We start from the raw sequence: 16,601 nt of genomic DNA, 5'->3' as shown, positions 1-16,601 counted from the left end.
CGGATGCCGCCGCGGGCGCCAGCCCCTATAATCGGGGGCCACTTTGCCCGCAGTACCGCCATGACCGCTGAAACGGCCGCCGAACTCCATACGATCATCGATCTGATCCGCTACGGCACCAGCCGTTTCAACGAAGCCGGGCTGACCTTCGGGCACAGCTACGACAATGCGCTGGACGAGGCCACCCAGCTGGTGCTGCACAGCCTGCACCTGCCGCACGACCTCGGTCCGGCCTACGGCCAGGCACGCCTGCTGCAGGCCGAAAAGTTGCGCGTGCTGGAGCTGTTCCAGCGTCGCATCGATGAACGCATCCCGGCCGCCTACCTGACCGGTGAGGCCTGGTTCGCCGGCCTGAGCTTCAAGAGCGACGCGCGCGCGCTGGTGCCGCGCTCGCCGATCGCCGAACTGATCGAATGCGGCTTCGAGCCGTGGCTGGCCGGCCGCGATGTCAGCCGTGCGCTGGACCTTTGCACCGGTTCGGGCTGCATCGCCATCGCCATGGGCCACTACTACCCGAACTGGGAAGTGGACGGCGTCGACCTGAGTGACGACGCACTGTCGCTGGCCGAGGAGAACAAGGAGCGCCTGCAGGCGCACAACGTCACCCTGATCAAGTCGGACCTGTTCAATGGCCTGACCGGCCGCCACTACGACCTGATCGTCACCAACCCGCCGTACGTCACCAACGACGAGACTGATGCCCTGCCGCAGGAATATTCCTACGAGCCGGAAATGGGCCTGCGTGCCGGTGATGATGGCCTGGACCTGGTGTTGAAGATCCTGCGCGACGCCCCGCTGCACCTGAGCGAAGACGGTCTGCTGATCTGTGAAGTGGGTGAGTCCGAACAGCATCTGGTCAAGCTGCTGCCGGAAGTCGATTTTTCCTGGATCGAATTCAAGGTCGGCCAGATGGGCATCTTCGCGGTCGAATGCCGCGAGCTGATCGCCCACAGCGCACGCATCACCGAACTGGCGGCGCAGCGCCCGTGAGCTCCAATTCGTTCGGCAAGCTGTTCACCGTCACCACGTTCGGCGAGTCGCACGGGCCGGCCATCGGCTGCGTGATCGATGGCTGCCCTCCGGGGCTGGCGCTGGACGCGGCCGAATTCGCCCACGACCTGCAGCGCCGTGCGACCGGCAAGAGCCGGCACACTTCCGCGCGTCGCGAGGCCGACGAGGTCGAGATCCTGTCCGGCGTATACGAGGGCCTGACCACCGGCACCCCGATCGCGCTGCTGATCCGCAACACCGACCAGCGCAGCAAGGACTACGCCAACATCGGCCAGCAGTTCCGCCCGGGCCATGCCGACTACAGTTACTGGCACAAGTACGGCATTCGCGATCCGCGCGGTGGTGGCCGTTCCTCGGCACGCGAGACCACCATGCGCGTGGCCGCTGGCGTGGTCGCCAAGAAGTGGCTGGCCGAGCGTTTCGGCGTCACCGTGCGTGGCTACCTGTCGCAGCTGGGCGACATCACCCCGGCCGGTTTCGACTGGTCGGCGGTGGAAGACAATCCGTTCTTCTGGCCGCACGCCGCACAGGTGCCGGAACTCGAGGCGTACATGGATGCGCTGCGCAAGTCCGGTGATTCGGTCGGTGCGCGCGTGGACGTGGTCGCCGACAACGTGCCGCCGGGCTGGGGTGAGCCGATCTACGGCAAGCTTGATGGCGAACTGGCCGCTGCGCTGATGAGCATCAATGCGGTGAAGGGCGTGGAGATCGGCGACGGTTTCGCCAGCGCCGCGCAGAAGGGCACTGAACACCGCGACCTGCTGACCCCGCAGGGCTTCGCCAGCAACCATGCCGGCGGCATCCTCGGTGGCATCTCCACCGGCCAGCCGGTCGTTGCGTCGATCGCCCTGAAGCCGACTTCCAGCCTGCGCCTGCCGGGCCCGTCGCTGGATACGGCCGGCAACGTGGTCGAGGTGATCACCACCGGACGCCACGATCCCTGCGTCGGCATCCGCGCCACGCCCATCGCCGAGGCGATGGTGGCGCTGGTGCTGATGGACCAGGCGCTGCGCCATCGCGCGCAGTGCGGCGATGTCGGCACGATCACCCCGCGCATTCCCGGGCAGATCGATGGCTGACACGCGGCCGACCGTGTGGGTGAGCCAGCCGCTGATCGAGGCGGCCATCGCGCCGCTGCGCGATCGCGTGCAGTTGCGCAGCACCGACACCGTCACCGCCTGGTCGCCGGACCAGATCGCCGCACAGCTGGCCAGCGCCGACGGCGCGATCATCACCCTCAACGAGCGTATCGGTGCGGCCCAGGTGGCGGCGGCCACGCAGCTGCAGGTGATCGCCAACGTCGGCGTCGGCTACAACAACCTGGATGTCGACGCGCTCAGCGCGGCCGGCATCCTCGCCAGCAACACGCCGGACGTGCTGAGCGAAACCACCGCCGATTTCGGTTTTGCCCTGATGATGGCAACCGCGCGCCGGATCACCGAGTCCGAGCGCTGGCTGCGTGAAGGGCAGTGGCAGCAGTGGTCGTTCCAGACCATGCTGGGCGCGGATGTCCATGGCAGCACGCTGGGCATCCTTGGCATGGGCCGCATCGGCCAGGGCATCGCCCGCCGCGGCGCGCACGGTTTCGGCATGAAGGTGCTGTACCACAACCGTTCACGGTTGTCGGCCGATACCGAGGCGTCGCTCAGCGCGACCTACGTGGACCTGGATACACTGCTGGCACAGTCCGACCATCTGGTCACGGTGCTGCCCTACACGCCGGCCTCGCATCACATCATCGATGCGGCTGCGCTGGCGAAGATGAAGCCGACGGCAACCCTGGTGAACATCGCCCGCGGCGGCATCGTCGACGAACTGGCGCTGGCCGACGCACTGGCCAACGGCCACCTGGCGGCCGCCGGCCTGGATGTGTACGAGGGCGAGCCGACGGTGCGCCCGGAGCTGCTGGCGCTGCGCAACGTGGTGCTCACTCCGCATATCGGCAGCGCCTCGCTGGCCACGCGCACGGCGATGGTACAGCTGGCCGTGGATAATCTGGCTGCCGGGCTCGGCCTGGACAGCGGCCCGTCGCGGATGCCGAGCGCGATCAACGCTGACGCGGCGATGGCCGCGCGCGTGACGCTGGGCAAAAAAACCGGGAAACGATAGGGAACCTCCGCGCGCCCCGCTTGAGGAGGTTCCCCGAACCCAGCTGTCGTGCGTGATTTCCCCCATTCCCGTTTTCGTGAGAGTTCCCCATGAGCAATGCACAGCGCAGTTTCCACGTCGCCGTCGTCGGTGCCACCGGCGCCGTTGGCGAGACCATGTTGTCGATCCTGGCCGAGCGTGATTTCCCGGTCGGCACCCTGAGCGTCCTCGCCTCCGAGCGTTCGGCCGGCGGCGAGATCGAATTCAACGGCCAGAAGGTCAAGGTCCAGGACCTGGCCACCTTCGATCCGACCGGTGTCGAGATCGCGCTGTTCTCGGCTGGCGGCAGCGTGTCCAAGGAATACGCACCGAAGTTCGCCGCCGCCGGTGCGGTGGTGATCGACAACTCCTCGGCCTTCCGTTACGACGATGACGTGCCGCTGGTGGTGTCCGAGGTCAACCCGGAGCAGGTCGCCAACCGTCCGCGCGGCATCATCGCCAACCCGAACTGCTCGACCATGCAGATGCTGGTGGCGCTGGCGCCGCTGCACCGCAAGTACGGTATCGAACGCATCAATGTGTCCACCTACCAGTCGGTGTCCGGCGGTGGCCGCTCGGCGATGGAGGAACTGGGCAAGCAGACCGGCCAGCTGCTCAGCTTCCAGGAGATCGATCCGCAGCGCTTCCCGGTGCAGATCGCCTTCAACCTGATCCCGCACATCGATGACTTCCAGGACAATGGCTTCACCAAGGAAGAGATGAAGCTGATCTGGGAAACCCGCAAGATCCTGGGTGACGACAGCATCCTGGTGAACCCGACCGCGGTGCGCGTGCCGGTGTTCTACGGCCACTCCGAGTCGGTGGCGATCGAGACGCGCGACAAGGTCACCGTCGCTGAAGCGCGCGCGCTGCTGGAGCAGTCGCCGGGCATCGAAGTGGTGGATCGTCACGAGGCCGGTGGTTATCCGACTCCGGTTACCCATGCTTCGGGGACCGATGCGGTGTATGTCGGCCGTATCCGCGAGGACCTGTCGCACCCGCGTGGCCTGAACCTGTGGATCGTGTCGGACAACGTGCGCAAGGGCGCTGCCCTGAACGCCGTGCAGCTGGCCGAGCTGGTCGCCGCCGAACAGCGCTGATCACAGCGGTTGCCTCACCGGTAGTGCCGGCCGTTGGCCGGCATTGCCGTGATGGGGGCGTGCGTGTCTGCCGGCCAGTGGCCGGCACTACCGAAGGTCCCCCCTCGGTGGGTGCGGACCCCGGTCCGCACGCTTTATAGTGTCGCCCATGAATAAACGGGCCAGGGGCGCAAAGCGCCCGCTCCTCTATCTTTCCACCGCGCTGCTGGCCCTGGCCAGCAGTTCGGCGCTTGCCCTGGGCTTGGGTGACATCCGTGTCCTGTCCAAGCCGGGCCAGCCCCTGCTGGCCGAAATCCCGGTAGTCTCGGCCGATCCGTCCGAACTGGAGAACCTGCGCGTCGCGCTGGCCTCTGCGGTCACCTTCGAACGCGTCGGCCTGCAGCGGCCGGCCGGGCTGGTCAGCGAGCTGCAGTTCGAACTGACCCGCAATGCGCAGGGCAGGGCGGTGGTGCGGGTGACCTCGCAGACGCCGGTCGAAACCCCGTCGCTGAGCTTCCTGATCGAGGCCGACTGGGGCCAGGGCCGCCTGGTGCGCGAATACTCGGCACTGGTTGATGCGCCCTCCAGCGCACTGGCGGTGGCCGAACCGGAAATCGTCGCGCCGGCTGGTACCCTCTCCAACACCATCGTCCGTGACGCTGCACCGGCACCTGCACCGGCCGCTGCGGAGAGCGCAAGCACACCTGCGCCGTCCGCTGCGGCAGCGCCGGCACCTGCATCGGCTCGCCCGCGTGCAGGGGCTGCACCCGCTGCCGCGCAGGCAGCCGATGGCAGCGTCATCGTCCAGCGTGGGCAGACCCTGTCGCAGATCGCCAGCGCGGTGGCCCGCGGCAACCAGGTCAGCCGCGACCGCGCGATGATCGCCCTGCTGCGGGCCAACCCCGAGGCCTTCATCCGCGGCAACGTCAACCTGCTCAAGCAAGGCGCCGTACTGCGCATGCCCGACAGCGATGCACTGGCGGCGGTCGATGCCGCCGAGGCCGCAGGGCTGGTGCGCGAGCACGCCGCGCAGTGGCGGCAGGCGCGCACCGTGCCGCAACCGGCGGGTACCGTCGCCCCGGTGGCCGCGGCGGCAACCACGAACGCTTCTTCCCCGGCCGCGGCCAATGGGGCACGACTTGAAATCGCCCCGGCACTGGCTTCCGACGCCGCGCGCGCGGGCACAACCACCGGCACTGGAGCCGGCAGCGAGGGTGACATGCTGGGCAATGAACAACTGCGCCAGGCACGCGAGGACATCGCGACCCGCGATGCCGAGATTGGCGAGCTGAAGCAGCGCGTGGCCGACCTGGAAAAACTCAAGGAACAGCAGCAGTCGCTGATCGCGATGAAGGATAACGACCTGGCCGCCGCGCAGCAGCGCCTGGCGCAGGCACCGGATACCCGCGATGCGGCAACGCCGTGGTACTGGCTGGGGCTGCCGGTGCTGCTGCTGGCGGCCGGTGCAGCCTGGCTGCTGCGTCGTCGCAAGCCGTCGCCGCTGCCGCCGCTGCGGGAAGAAGACGATGCCGCCGGCCTGGCCGCTGCGGTACCGGCGGGCGCGGCGCTGGATACGCTGGCCGAGCAGTCCTCGTGGTCGTCGGTGGTGCCCGAAGCGGGCCGCCAGGAGCCGGCGATGCCGGCTTGGGCGAGCGAAACCGGGGGGCAGGATGACGTGGTTGCCGAACCGGTCGCCGACGTCGCCGCCCAGGCTGACTGGCAGGCGCAGACGCTGCGCGATGACGAAGTGGTGGAGCTGCCCGAGGCAGTGACCGACCTGCCGCGCTGGGACGAGCCGGTGACCACGCAGGAGGATCCCGCGCCGGCCGCCGCCGTGCAGGATGAGCCGCTCGCGCAGGCGGCCCCTGGTGAGGTGGCAGTACCGGACTACGCGCTGCACGCCGAACAGCAGCCGCAGTTCCGCGGCGTGTTCGACCTGCCGGCCGAGCACCATGACGGCGAGGCTTCAGGCGCGGCGCCGCACGACGCGCTGGCCGCCGCGGCGCATGAAGAGGGTACTGCGGCACCGGCCAGCGATGCCGGCTGGGCGCCGCGCGCCGGGCAGGAGCGCCTTGAGCTGGCCATCGCCTACCTCGACCTGGGCGATGCCCAGACCGCGCGGACGTTGCTGCAGGAAGTGGCCGAGGGCGGGGACCTGCACTGCCAGGCCCAGGCCCGCGAACTGCTGGCCCGCCTGCCGTGATCGACCCTGCCGACAAGGATCCCGCCATGAGCCGCGAGCGCCGCATCGACTACGTTGAATTCGCTTCCACGGATCCTGCAGCCAGCCGCGCCTTCTTCGAGAAGGCGTTCGGCTGGTCGTTCGTCGACTATGGCAGCGACTACACCGCGTTCGACGACGGCCGCCTGCAGGGCGGCTTCTTCCGCGGCCAGCCGCTGCGTGCCAGCGATGCCGGTGCGCCGCTGCTGGTGCTGTACGCTGACCAGCTGGCACCGATCGAAGCGGCGGTGCTTGACGCTGGCGGTGAGATCGTGCGGCCGGTGTTTTCCTTCCCCGGCGGCAGCCGTTTCCAGTTCGTCGAGCCCGGTGGCAACGAACTGGCGGTCTGGTCCGAGCGCGATCCGGCCTGAGCGCCGCCCCTCCCGCAACATCTGAGGTAGCACATGCGTTACGCGCTTGGCGTCGAGTACGACGGCAGCGATTTCAGGGGCTGGCAGAACCTCGGCGAGGGCGGCCCCAGCGTGCAGGCCAGCCTTGAGCAGGCCCTGTCGTCGGTGGCCGATTCGCCGCTGCAGGTGGTCTGTGCCGGCCGCACCGATGCCGGCGTGCACGGCCAGTGCCAGGTCGTGCATTTCGATACCGACGTGGTGCGCGATCCGCGCGCCTGGATGCTGGGCACTACCACCCGCCTGCCGCGCTCGATCGCAGTGCGCTGGTGCGTGCCGGTGGCCGAGGATTTCCACGCACGTTTCTCCGCGCGCGCACGCCGCTACCGCTACCGCCTACTCAACCGCGAAGTGCGGCCCGCGCTGGACCGGCAGACCTTGAGCTGGGAGCGCCGCGCACTGGACGAGACCCTGATGCACGCCGCCGGCCAGGCCCTGCTCGGCGAGAACGACTTCAGCGCGTTCCGTTCGGTGCAGTGCCAGGCGCTGCACGCCCGGCGTGAGCTGCAGTCACTGCAGGTCAGCCGCCAGGGCGAGGTGATCGAGGTCGCCGTGCAGGGCAATGCATTCCTTCATCACATGGTCCGCAATATCGTCGGATCGCTGATCCTGGTGGGCAGTGGCGAGAAGCCGGTGGAATGGATCGCCGAACTGCTGGCCGGGCGCGATCGCACCGTAGCCGGTCCCACCGCACCGCCGCAGGGCCTGGTGTTCCTTGGGCCCCTGTACCCCGACAACTGGCACCTGCCCGCCGAGGTCACGCTATGAGCCGCTCCTACTACCGCACACGCATCAAGTTCTGTGGCATGACCCGGGCCGGCGACGTCCGCCTGGCCGGTGAACTGGGCGTGGACGCGGTGGGCTTCATCTTTGCCCGCGAAAGCAGCCGCCGGGTTGCCCCGGCCGAGGCGCGCGCGATGCGCCAGGCGATCGCGCCGATGGTCGACGTAGTGGCGCTGTTCCGCAACAACAGCAAGGAAGAAGTGCGCGAGGTGCTGCGCACGGTACGGCCGACCCTGCTGCAGTTCCACGGGGAGGAAGACGAGAGCTTCTGCCGCAGCTTCAACATGCCCTACCTGAAGGCGATCGCGATGGGGGGGCGTGAAGAAATCAACGCCCGCACCCTGCAGCTGCGCTATCCCAGCGCCGCCGGCTTCCTGTTCGACAGCCATGCCCCGGGCGGCGGCGGCGGTACCGGCGTGGCCTTCGACTGGGGCCGCATTCCGACCGGCCTGCACCGGCCGTTCCTGCTGGCCGGTGGCCTGAATCCGGAAAACGTCTACGACGCCGTGCTGGCCACCCTGCCGTGGGGCGTGGATGTCTCCAGCGGCATCGAACTGGAGCCGGGCATCAAGGATGGCTACAGGATGCGCACCTTCGTCGAAGAAGTGCGTCGTGCCGATTGCGCGGTTCTGGAGTGATTGGCGTCACTATCTGCCGTGATTTGGACCTGGATTTGAGCCTGCACGCATTCTTCACATAGGATGGACCCAAGCGCGCCTGCCATGAGGGCCGGCGCGGGGATCGACGGGGCGCGTCCGGCGCGTCCCGAACGGGCGGCCGCCGCCCACAGCCCAGGAAGGCAAGCGATGCAGGAGTTCCTCACCGTCGTGTTCGGTTTCCCGACCCTGCCGTACAGCATCGTGCTGGCGGTGGCGGTGCTGTATTGGGCACTGGCGGCCTTCGGCCTGGTCGACGACGGGTTTGGCGATGCGGGCGCCGATGGGGCGCTGCATGGCGACCCACATGATCTGCAGGGACTGTCCGCGCTGCTGGCGCGCTGGGGCCTGGGTGGGGTTCCCCTCATGCTTGTGGTGACGCTGCTGGGCTTCTTCGCCTGGATCGTTACCTATTTCGTCCATCTGTTCGTGCTGTTGCCGCTGCCGGACCTGCTGCGCTGGGCGATCGGTGCGGTCGTGGCCCTTCTGGCACCGTTGCCGGCGGTGCCGTTCACCGCACTGCTGCTGCGCCCCGTCCGCAGGTTCCTGCTGCGCCTGCGCCCGGTGGCGCAGGCCTCGCTGCTGGGGCGTACCGGCGTGGTTGCCTCGCCGAAGGTGGATGCCCGCAGCGGTCACGCCACCTTCGACGATGGCGGCGCCGGACTGGTGCTGCAGGTGCGCAGCGAGATCGAACTGCAGCGTGGCGAGCGCATCGTGCTGATCGAACACGTGGCTGATCAACACCATTACCGGGTGGTCCGCGCCGACGCGGTCGCCCTCGACTTCCAGGACAACCTGCTTCCGGGCAACAAGGAGAATCACTGATGACGTTGGCAACCATGGCCCCCTTCCTGATCGGCGTAGCCGTGCTGCTGGTCGCACTGCTCGGCCTGGCCGGCCTGTTCAAGGCCTTCTACCGCAAGGTCGACCAGGGCGTGGCCCTGATCGTCAACGACATGAGCTCCACGCCCAAGGTGCACTTCACCGGTGCGCTGATCATCCCGGTGCTGTACCGCGCCGAGCTGATGCGGATCAGCCTGATCACGCTGCAGATCGACCGCCGCGGCAAGGAAGGCCTGATCTGCCGCGACAACATGCGTGCCGATATCGCAGTGGCGTTCTACCTGCGGGTCAACGAGACCCAGGCCGACGTGCTGCGCGTGGCCAAGGCCATCGGTGCCGACCGTGCATCGGACAAGCATGCCGTCGACGAGCTGTTCAACGCCAAGTTCTCCGAAGCGCTGAAGACGGTCGGCAAGAAGTTCGACTTCACCGAACTGTTCGAGAAGCGCCAGGAGTTCCGCGACGAGATCATCGCGGTGATCGGCAATGATCTGAACGGCTACGTCCTCGAGGACGTGGCGATCGACTATCTGGAGCAGACCCCGAAATCGCTGCTGGACCAGTTCAACATTCTCGATGCGCAGGGCATCCGCAAGATCACCGAATTGACCGCCGCGCAGAACGTGGTGACCAACGAGCTGGAGCAGAACGAGAAGCTCGCCATCACCAAGAAGAACGTGGAAGCGCGCGAGGCGCTGCTGGCCCTGGAACGCCAGCAGGCCGAAGCCGAAGCACGGCAGAAGCGCGAGATCGAGACCATCCGCGCACGCGAGGAGGCCGAGACCGCCAAGGTGCAGGAGGAGCAGCGCCAGTTGTCCGAGAACGCCCGCATCGAAGCGCAGCAGCTGATCGAGATCCGCGACCAGAACCGCCTGCGCGAAGTGGAAGTGGCCGAGCAGAACCGCCAGCGTGCCGTCGCCATCGAGGCCGAGCGCGTGGAGCGCGCACGCCAGCTGGAGCAGGTCACCACCGATCGTGAAGTGCAGCTGCAGGGCGTGGAGCGTGACAAGGTGGTCGAGCAGGGCAAGATGGACGTGGCCAACATCACCCGTGAACGCATCTCCATCGACAAGACCGTGGCGCAGGAAGAGGAGCGCATCAAGGAAGTGCGCGAAGTCTCCGAGGCCGACCGCCAGAAGCAGGTGCTGATCCTGGAAGCCGAGGCCAAGGCGCAGGAAGCGCTGGTGCGCGAAGTCAAGGAAGCGCAAGCGCGCGAAACCGCTTCAAAGCATCGCGCGGTGGAACTGACCACGCTGGCCCAGGCCGAGCACGAAGCGGCCGGCAAGCAGGCCGAAGCCAAGCGCCTGTTGGCCGACGCGCTGCGCGCCGAACAGGCAGCGCCGGGCCTGGCCGAAGCGCAGGTGCGTGAAGCCTCGGCGCTGGCCATCGAGAAGGTCGGCATCGCCGAGGCCCGCGTGATCGAAGCCAAGGCCGAAGCCAGCCTGAAGCAGGGCAGCAACGAAGCCCGCGTGCTGGCCGAGACCCTGCAGGCGCAGGCGCAGGGTGAGGAAAAGATGGGCCTGGCCCGTGCCACCGCCACCGAGTCGCTGGGCAATGCCGAAGCCGGGGTGGTGCAGAAGAAGCTGCTGGCCGAGGCCGAGGGCCTGGTGCGCAAGTTCGAAGCCATCGCCTCGCTGAGTGACCAGGCACGTGGCCATGAAGAGTTCCGCATGATGCTGGACAACAGCCTGAAGCAGGCGCTGGCCTCGATCGAAGCCGGCAAGGAGGTCTCGCGCGAGAACGCCAATGTCATCGCCAGCGCGCTGCGCAACGCCGATATCGACCTGGTCGGTGGCGACGGCGGCATGTTCGAGAACCTGGTCAAGGCGGTGTCGCTGGGCAAGTCGATCGAAGGCTTCGCCGGCAAGAGCCCGATCGTGCAGGAGCTGATGCAGCGCTACCTGGGCGTGGCCGTGGCCGAACCGGCACCGCGCCAGATCGCCGAGGATGCCGACGCGGTACCGACCGTGTCGGCGACCGTGGTCGACAGCGCCCGTTGATGCATCGGGCGATGGCCGCCGCGGCCATCGCCCGCCCGCGCCGGCCGCAACCGCGGCCGTCCGCCCGTGAGCCGGAAACCTGCTGATGTCTGAAACCCATCCGTCCGCCGAATCCACCGCACCGGAGGCCGTCGGCAGCACCGTCGACCAGGCTGTCGCCCAGGGCGGCGCCTACGAAGTCCTGCGCCGCCGCCTGGCCGAGCAGGGCCAGCGCCTGCAGGGCCTGGCCGAAACGCTCAACCGCCAGCGCCTGGCCGAGTTCGGCGACAGCCGCCTGGAGGTGGTCGGGCGCTTCCGCATCCGCAGCGACAACAACTGCGTCGGCCGTGACATCGTGCAGGTGGGCCCGGACCGCCTGCTGTTCGGCTACAACGTGTTCATCGGGTTGAAGACCCAGACCCGCATCGAGGATGTGTTCGGTCTGTACCGGCTGGTGCAGGGCAGCGACGGCTACGACGTCGCTGCGCTGGAACTGAAGGGCAGCTTCCTCGACCAGCCCGGCTTCGTGCACGATTTCAATGAGCTGTATGCCTACTACAAGCACGCGCGCCTGCTGCAGCTGATCGTGGTCGGCGACAAGCTGCTGGCCTCGTTCCAGATCGGCGAGCGCAGCAGCGACGTGCGCGTGTTCCGCTGGGCGCTGTCGCGCGAGGGCGAGCTGACCTACCTGGATGCGCGCGGTGAGCGCGATATCGCACTGCCGCCGCCGTTCGACTTCGAATGGACCCGGGCGACCCGCGACCTGGCGGTCAACGGCCGCCATTCGCATCTGAACATCCTCGACACCCTGTTCGTTGAGACCACCGGCGGCGACCTCACCATCAAGGTCGAAAACAACACCGAAACCGGACAGGGCATCTACAGCGAACCCGTGGAGGACAGCACGCAGTCGCTGGACGACGCCCAGTTCGAGTTCGCCCGGGTCGGCTCGCTGGTATTGCTGAAGGTGCTGCCGTACCGCGAGACAGAGTGGCGCGGCCTGATCTACAACACGCTGACCGGCGGCATCGTGCGCAATGATGCGATCGTGCAGGCCTGCGTGCAGCTGCCCGAAGACCATGGCGTGATCTTCCCGGGTGGCTATTACCTGCAGGGCGGCGAGCACAAGGCATTTGATGCCTCGATGGCCGGCATGCAGTTCAAGCGCAGCATCCGTTCGCCAAACGGCGAGGACGTGCTGTACATCTTCTACGAGCGCGAAGGCGGGCGCTCGGCGCTGTTCGTCTACAACACCATCCAGCGCGTGCTGCAGAACCCGGTGTTCGGCCATGGCTACGCCTTGATGCAGGACGGGCGCATGGTGCTGTTCCATGCCGAGGGCAGCGAACCGACCCGCATCCATCCGATGCAGGTCTGGCAAACGCCGTTCAGCAGTGACGAGTTCGCCGCCAATCGGCCGCCCGGCAACACGTTCATGGGCCGCATCGGCAACGCCGAGCTGGTGCGCGGCATCTCCAACCTGTTCAACCTGGCGCGCGAGATCGATGGCCAGGACGTGTCGGTACAGCGCTACCAGCGCCTGGTGGCCGATACGCGGCGTCTGTTCGATGCGCACCACTGGCTGGGTGATGCGGCCTGCGATGGCGCCGAGGCGCTGCTGCGGCAGATCAGTGCGACCGGCGAATCGGTGCTGGACGAATACGAGAAGGTGCAGTCGATCCGTCAGCAATCGGCACAGGCGATGGTGGAGGCCGAGGCCGCGCACAAGGCACTGCTGGGCCGGCTGCAACCGCAGAACTGGAGCGAGGTGCAGGCCTTCGTCGAGGCCCTCAACGCGATCACCGCATTGCGCGGGCGGCTGCTGACCCTCCGCGAGCTGCGCTACATCGACACCGCGCGCATCGAGGCGATGACCGTCGAACTGGTGGAGGCACAGGACCGTGTTGGCGCCGCCACCGGTGACTTCCTCGCCGGCGAGGAAGCGCTGGCGCCGCTGGCCACGCGCCTGCAGGCGCTGGATGATGCCGCGCAGCAGGCACAGACGGCGCGCCAGCTGGACGAGCAGTTGGAAGGCCTGCGTGGCATGGCGTCCGACCTGGACATGCTGTCCGAGCTGATGGCCGGCCTGAAGGTGGACGATGCCACTGCGCGCACCCGCGTGGTCGAGTCGATCTCGGTGCTGTACGGTCGCCTCAACCAGGCCCGCGCGCGTGCTGACCAGCGCCGCAGGTCACTCGGTTCGGCCGAGGCCGTGGCGCAGTTCGCCGCCCAGTTCGCGCTGTTCTCGCAGTCGATCACCAGCGCGCTGGCGCTGTCCACAGACCCCGAACGTGCCGACGAGCAGTTGTCGCGCCTGCTGGTGCAGCTGGAGGAACTGGAGAGCCAGTTCGGCGAACACGAGCAGTTCCTCGGCGACATCCTGAGCAAGCGCGAAGAGCTGGTCGAGGCCTTCGAAACGCACAAGCAGGCGTTGCTGGATGACCGCCAGCGCAAGGCGCGTTCGGTGCTGGATGCGGCCAATCGGATCCTCGACGGCCTGGCCAGGCGCACCGAGCGCTTCGCCACCGCCGATGAGCTCAACGCGTTCTTTGCCGGTGATCCGCTGATCCTCAAGCTGCGTGAGCTGGCCGAGCGCCTGCGCACGCTGCACGACAACGTCAAGGCCGACGACATCGAGGCGCGGCTGAAGGGCGTGCGTGACCAGGCGGTGCGCCAGCTGCGCGACCGCAGTGACCTGTACGAAGCCGGCGGCAACGTGGTGCGGCTCGGCCCGCGCCATCGCTTCAGCGTCAATACGCAGGCACTGGACCTGACCCTGTTGCCGCGTGGCGATGCGTTGGCCATCCATCTGACCGGCACCGATTTCCTGGAGACCCTGCACGATCCGGAGCTGGACGCACTCAAGCCGTTCTGGCCGGTCACCCTCGACTCGGAATCGCCCACGCTGTATCGCGGCGAGTATCTGGCCGGCAGCCTGCTGCTGGCCGCGCAGGAGGGGCGCGATGGCCTCGATCTGGCTGCGCTGCAGCACGACGTCGCCAACCCGGAAGCACTGGATCAGCGCGTGCGTGCGTTTGCCGCGCCGCGCTATCGCGAAGGCTATGAGCGTGGCATCCATGACCATGATGCCGCGCTGATCCTGCGTGCGTTGCTGCCCTTGCAGCAAGCCGCTGGCAGCCTGCGCCATGCACCACGGATACGTGCGCTGGCGCTGTTGTTCTGGGCAGGCGAGCAGCGCCGCGAGGCGGTGGCGCAATGGCCGGCGCGGCAGGTGGGCGCCGAGGCGCTGGCACGCCTGCTGGGGTCCGACGAAGGGCGTCTGGCGTTGCGCACAGAAATGGCCGAGGCGCTGCTGGCGTATGCGCAATCCCACGCGTTGCCGTTCGACGCCGATGCCGCGGAGGCTGCAGCCGCCTATCTGGGCGAAGAACTGGCGGCAGGCGATCCGGTGTTCAGCAGCAGCCGCCACGCGGTGGCGCTGCTGGAGGCATTGGCCCAGCAGCTGGAACAGGCGGGGCAGCGTGAGGCGGTCGAGCGTGCCCTGCAACGTGGCCAGGATCCACTGGCTACGCGTTGGTCATTGGCTGGGCAGTGGCTGCGCGCAGTGGCGCGGATGCCGGCGCATGCCCAGCATGCCGGCTATGTCGACGAAGCCGCCGCGTTGCTGCTGGTGCAGCGCCAGTTGCGCACCCGTACCCGCGATGCCGCACTGCAGGCGGAGGTCAGTGGCCTGCTGGGCGAACACGCGCGCATCAGCAATGGCACGCTGTTGGTGTCGCTGGATGACTTCCTCGCGCGCCTGCAGCAGCACCTGCGCCATTTCGTGCCGGCATTCCATGCTTACCAGGCGCTGCGCCAGAGCATCATCGGTCGCGAGCGCGAGACCCTGCGCCTTTCCGAATTCAAGGCGCGGCCGTTGTCGTCTTTCGTGCGCAACAAGCTGATCAACGATGTCTACCTGGGCGTGATCGGTGACAACCTGGCCAAGCAGATGGGCACGGTCGGCGAGAACAAACGCAGCGACCTGATGGGCCTGCTGATGATGATTTCGCCCCCGGGCTATGGCAAGACCACGCTGATGGAATACGTGGCGCACCGCCTGGGCCTGGTCTTCATGAAGATCAACGGCCCGGCGCTGGGTCATGAGGTGCGCTCGCTGGACCCGGCCCAGGCACCGGACGCGACCTCGCGGCAGGAGCTGGAGAAGCTCAACCTGGCGCTGGAAATGGGCAACAACACCATGCTGTATGTGGACGACATCCAGCACACCCATCCCGAGTTCCTGCAGAAGTTCATCTCGCTGTGCGACGGCACCCGCCGTATCGAGGGTGTGTGGCGCGGTCGCACGCGCACCTACGACATGCGCGGCAAGAAGTTCTGCGTGGTGATGGCCGGCAACCCGTACACCGAGTCCGGCGAGGTGTTCAAGATTCCGGACATGCTGGCCAACCGTGCCGACATCTACAACCTCGGTGACGTGCTCGGTGGCATGGAGGCTGCCTTCACCCTCAGCTACATCGAGAACAGCCTGACCTCCAATCCGGTGCTGGCGCCGCTGGCCACTCGCGACATGGCCGACCTGTATGTACTGGTCGACCGCGCGATGGGCAAGGAGGTCTCGACCAACGGCCTCAGCCACGCCTACAGCAGCGCGGAGATCAACGAGATCACCGCCACCCTGCAGCGCATGCTGCGTGTGCGCGACGTGGTCTACCGGGTCAACCAGCAGTACATCGCCAGTGCCGCACAGGACGACCGCTACCGCACCGAGCCGCCGTTCCGCCTGCAGGGCAGCTACCGCAACATGAACAAGCTGGCCGAGAAGATCTCCCCGGTGATGAACGAGGACGAACTGCAGCAGTTGATCTCCGACCACTACCTGGGCGAGGCGCAGCTGTTGACCACCGGCGCCGAAGAGAACCTGTTGAAGCTGGCCGAACTGCGCGGCGTACTGGATGACACGCAGGCACAGCGCTGGGCACAGATCAAGCGCGACTTCCTGCGCAACAAGGCCATGGGGGCCGACGACAGCGATGTCGGCGGGCGCGTGGTTGCGCAGCTGGCCGATATCGCCACCGCCCTGCAGCTGCCACCGCCCGCGCCGGAAGCGATCGCCGTTGCGGACCCGGCGCCGTGGCCGGCGCTGCTGGAGGCCCTGGATCGCCTTTCAGAAGCGCGTCCCGCCGCTGCGCCGGCGCCGGTCGCGGCAGCCCCCAGCGTGCCGTCCACGGCCCTGGCCGAAGACCTGCAGGCGGGCCTGGCGCCACTGGTGGAGCTGCTGGCGGCATCGCAGGCGCAGCAGGTGCAGGTGTCGCAGACCCTGGCCGCGTTCGCCGGCTGGGCGCGACAGCAGGTCGAACGGGGCACGCCGAGCGCTGTGGTGGCGCAGCGTGCGCGCGCGCGCCGCGCCGCGACGCCGGAGGAGCGGGCGCTGGATGAGGCGCTGATGCGCCACTTCTATGGCGAGTCATTGCCACCGGAAGACGGCGATGGCATGCCGGCATCCACGCCGAAGCCGCCGCCGCTGCCGTGAC

11 protein-coding genes are annotated in these 16,601 nt (G+C 67.8%); all 11 read left to right on the top strand.

Annotated elements, in window-relative coordinates; genetic code table 11:
• Nucleotides 1-60 precede the first annotated feature (60 nt).
• Nucleotides 61-990: a 50S ribosomal protein L3 N(5)-glutamine methyltransferase gene (gene prmB / locus ACMGRF_RS12205; protein ID WP_049414727.1), complete on the top strand. Its 930-nt coding sequence runs from the start codon at nt 61-63 to the stop codon at nt 988-990.
• Nucleotides 987-2,090: a chorismate synthase gene (gene aroC, locus ACMGRF_RS12200; RefSeq protein WP_049414726.1), complete on the top strand. Its 1,104-nt coding sequence runs from the start codon at nt 987-989 to the stop codon at nt 2,088-2,090. Before prmB ends, aroC begins: the two co-directional genes overlap by 4 nt.
• Nucleotides 2,083-3,120 (top strand): 2-hydroxyacid dehydrogenase, encoded by a 1,038-nt coding sequence (locus ACMGRF_RS12195; protein ID WP_100478521.1) that lies wholly within the window; start codon nt 2,083-2,085, stop codon nt 3,118-3,120. Before aroC ends, ACMGRF_RS12195 begins: the two co-directional genes overlap by 8 nt.
• 89 nt (nt 3,121-3,209) lie before the next feature.
• Nucleotides 3,210-4,238, top strand: coding sequence for an aspartate-semialdehyde dehydrogenase (locus tag ACMGRF_RS12190; protein ID WP_019660602.1), 1,029 nt, complete (start codon nt 3,210-3,212; stop codon nt 4,236-4,238).
• Nucleotides 4,239-4,386: 148 nt separating this feature from the next.
• Nucleotides 4,387-6,420, top strand: a complete 2,034-nt coding sequence (locus tag ACMGRF_RS12185) for a FimV/HubP family polar landmark protein (RefSeq protein ID WP_099485955.1) — start codon at nt 4,387-4,389, stop codon at nt 6,418-6,420.
• A 26-nt stretch (nt 6,421-6,446) separates the two neighbouring features.
• Nucleotides 6,447-6,809 carry a VOC family protein gene (locus tag ACMGRF_RS12180; RefSeq protein WP_049414720.1) on the top strand — a complete coding sequence of 121 codons (363 nt, stop codon included), beginning with the start codon at nt 6,447-6,449 and terminating at the stop codon, nt 6,807-6,809.
• A gap of 33 nt (nt 6,810-6,842) precedes the next feature.
• Nucleotides 6,843-7,613 carry a tRNA pseudouridine(38-40) synthase TruA gene (gene truA, locus ACMGRF_RS12175; protein ID WP_049414719.1) on the top strand — a complete coding sequence of 257 codons (771 nt, stop codon included), beginning with the start codon at nt 6,843-6,845 and terminating at the stop codon, nt 7,611-7,613.
• Entirely contained in the window at nt 7,610-8,266 is a 657-nt protein-coding gene (locus ACMGRF_RS12170) for a phosphoribosylanthranilate isomerase (protein WP_049414718.1), read from the top strand. Before truA ends, ACMGRF_RS12170 begins: the two co-directional genes overlap by 4 nt.
• A 168-nt stretch (nt 8,267-8,434) precedes the next feature.
• Entirely contained in the window at nt 8,435-9,109 is a 675-nt protein-coding gene (locus tag ACMGRF_RS12165; protein WP_049414716.1) for a DUF1449 family protein, read from the top strand.
• Nucleotides 9,109-11,127 carry a hypothetical protein gene (locus ACMGRF_RS12160; protein ID WP_049414714.1) on the top strand — a complete coding sequence of 673 codons (2,019 nt, stop codon included), beginning with the start codon at nt 9,109-9,111 and terminating at the stop codon, nt 11,125-11,127. Before ACMGRF_RS12165 ends, ACMGRF_RS12160 begins: the two co-directional genes overlap by 1 nt.
• An 85-nt stretch (nt 11,128-11,212) precedes the next feature.
• The gene (locus ACMGRF_RS12155) at nt 11,213-16,600 is read left to right on the top strand and encodes a DNA repair ATPase (RefSeq protein ID WP_414485246.1); all 5,388 of its coding nucleotides are present in this window, start codon (nt 11,213-11,215) and stop codon (nt 16,598-16,600) included.
• The last annotated feature ends 1 nt before the right edge of the window (nt 16,601 follow it).

Source organism: Stenotrophomonas sp. EMP41, assembly GCF_047495535.1.
GTDB lineage: Bacteria > Pseudomonadota > Gammaproteobacteria > Xanthomonadales > Xanthomonadaceae > Stenotrophomonas > Stenotrophomonas sepilia.
Note: the sequence above shows the minus strand (reverse complement) of the source record. Positions and strands in the feature narration are given on the sequence as shown.

Excerpts from the sequence above, each read along its gene's own strand:
- ACMGRF_RS12180 (WP_049414720.1), top strand. The coding sequence starts at position 6,447 with ATGAGCCGCGAGCGCCGCATCGACTACGTTGAATTCGCTTCCACGGAT.
- ACMGRF_RS12165 (WP_049414716.1), top strand. The coding sequence starts at position 8,435 with ATGCAGGAGTTCCTCACCGTCGTGTTCGGTTTCCCGACCCTGCCGTAC.
- truA (WP_049414719.1), top strand. The coding sequence starts at position 6,843 with ATGCGTTACGCGCTTGGCGTCGAGTACGACGGCAGCGATTTCAGGGGC.
- prmB (WP_049414727.1), top strand. The coding sequence starts at position 61 with ATGACCGCTGAAACGGCCGCCGAACTCCATACGATCATCGATCTGATC.
- ACMGRF_RS12195 (WP_100478521.1), top strand. The coding sequence starts at position 2,083 with ATGGCTGACACGCGGCCGACCGTGTGGGTGAGCCAGCCGCTGATCGAG.
- ACMGRF_RS12160 (WP_049414714.1), top strand. The coding sequence starts at position 9,109 with ATGACGTTGGCAACCATGGCCCCCTTCCTGATCGGCGTAGCCGTGCTG.
- ACMGRF_RS12185 (WP_099485955.1), top strand. The coding sequence starts at position 4,387 with ATGAATAAACGGGCCAGGGGCGCAAAGCGCCCGCTCCTCTATCTTTCC.
- ACMGRF_RS12190 (WP_019660602.1), top strand. The coding sequence starts at position 3,210 with ATGAGCAATGCACAGCGCAGTTTCCACGTCGCCGTCGTCGGTGCCACC.
- ACMGRF_RS12155 (WP_414485246.1), top strand. The coding sequence starts at position 11,213 with ATGTCTGAAACCCATCCGTCCGCCGAATCCACCGCACCGGAGGCCGTC.
- ACMGRF_RS12170 (WP_049414718.1), top strand. The coding sequence starts at position 7,610 with ATGAGCCGCTCCTACTACCGCACACGCATCAAGTTCTGTGGCATGACC.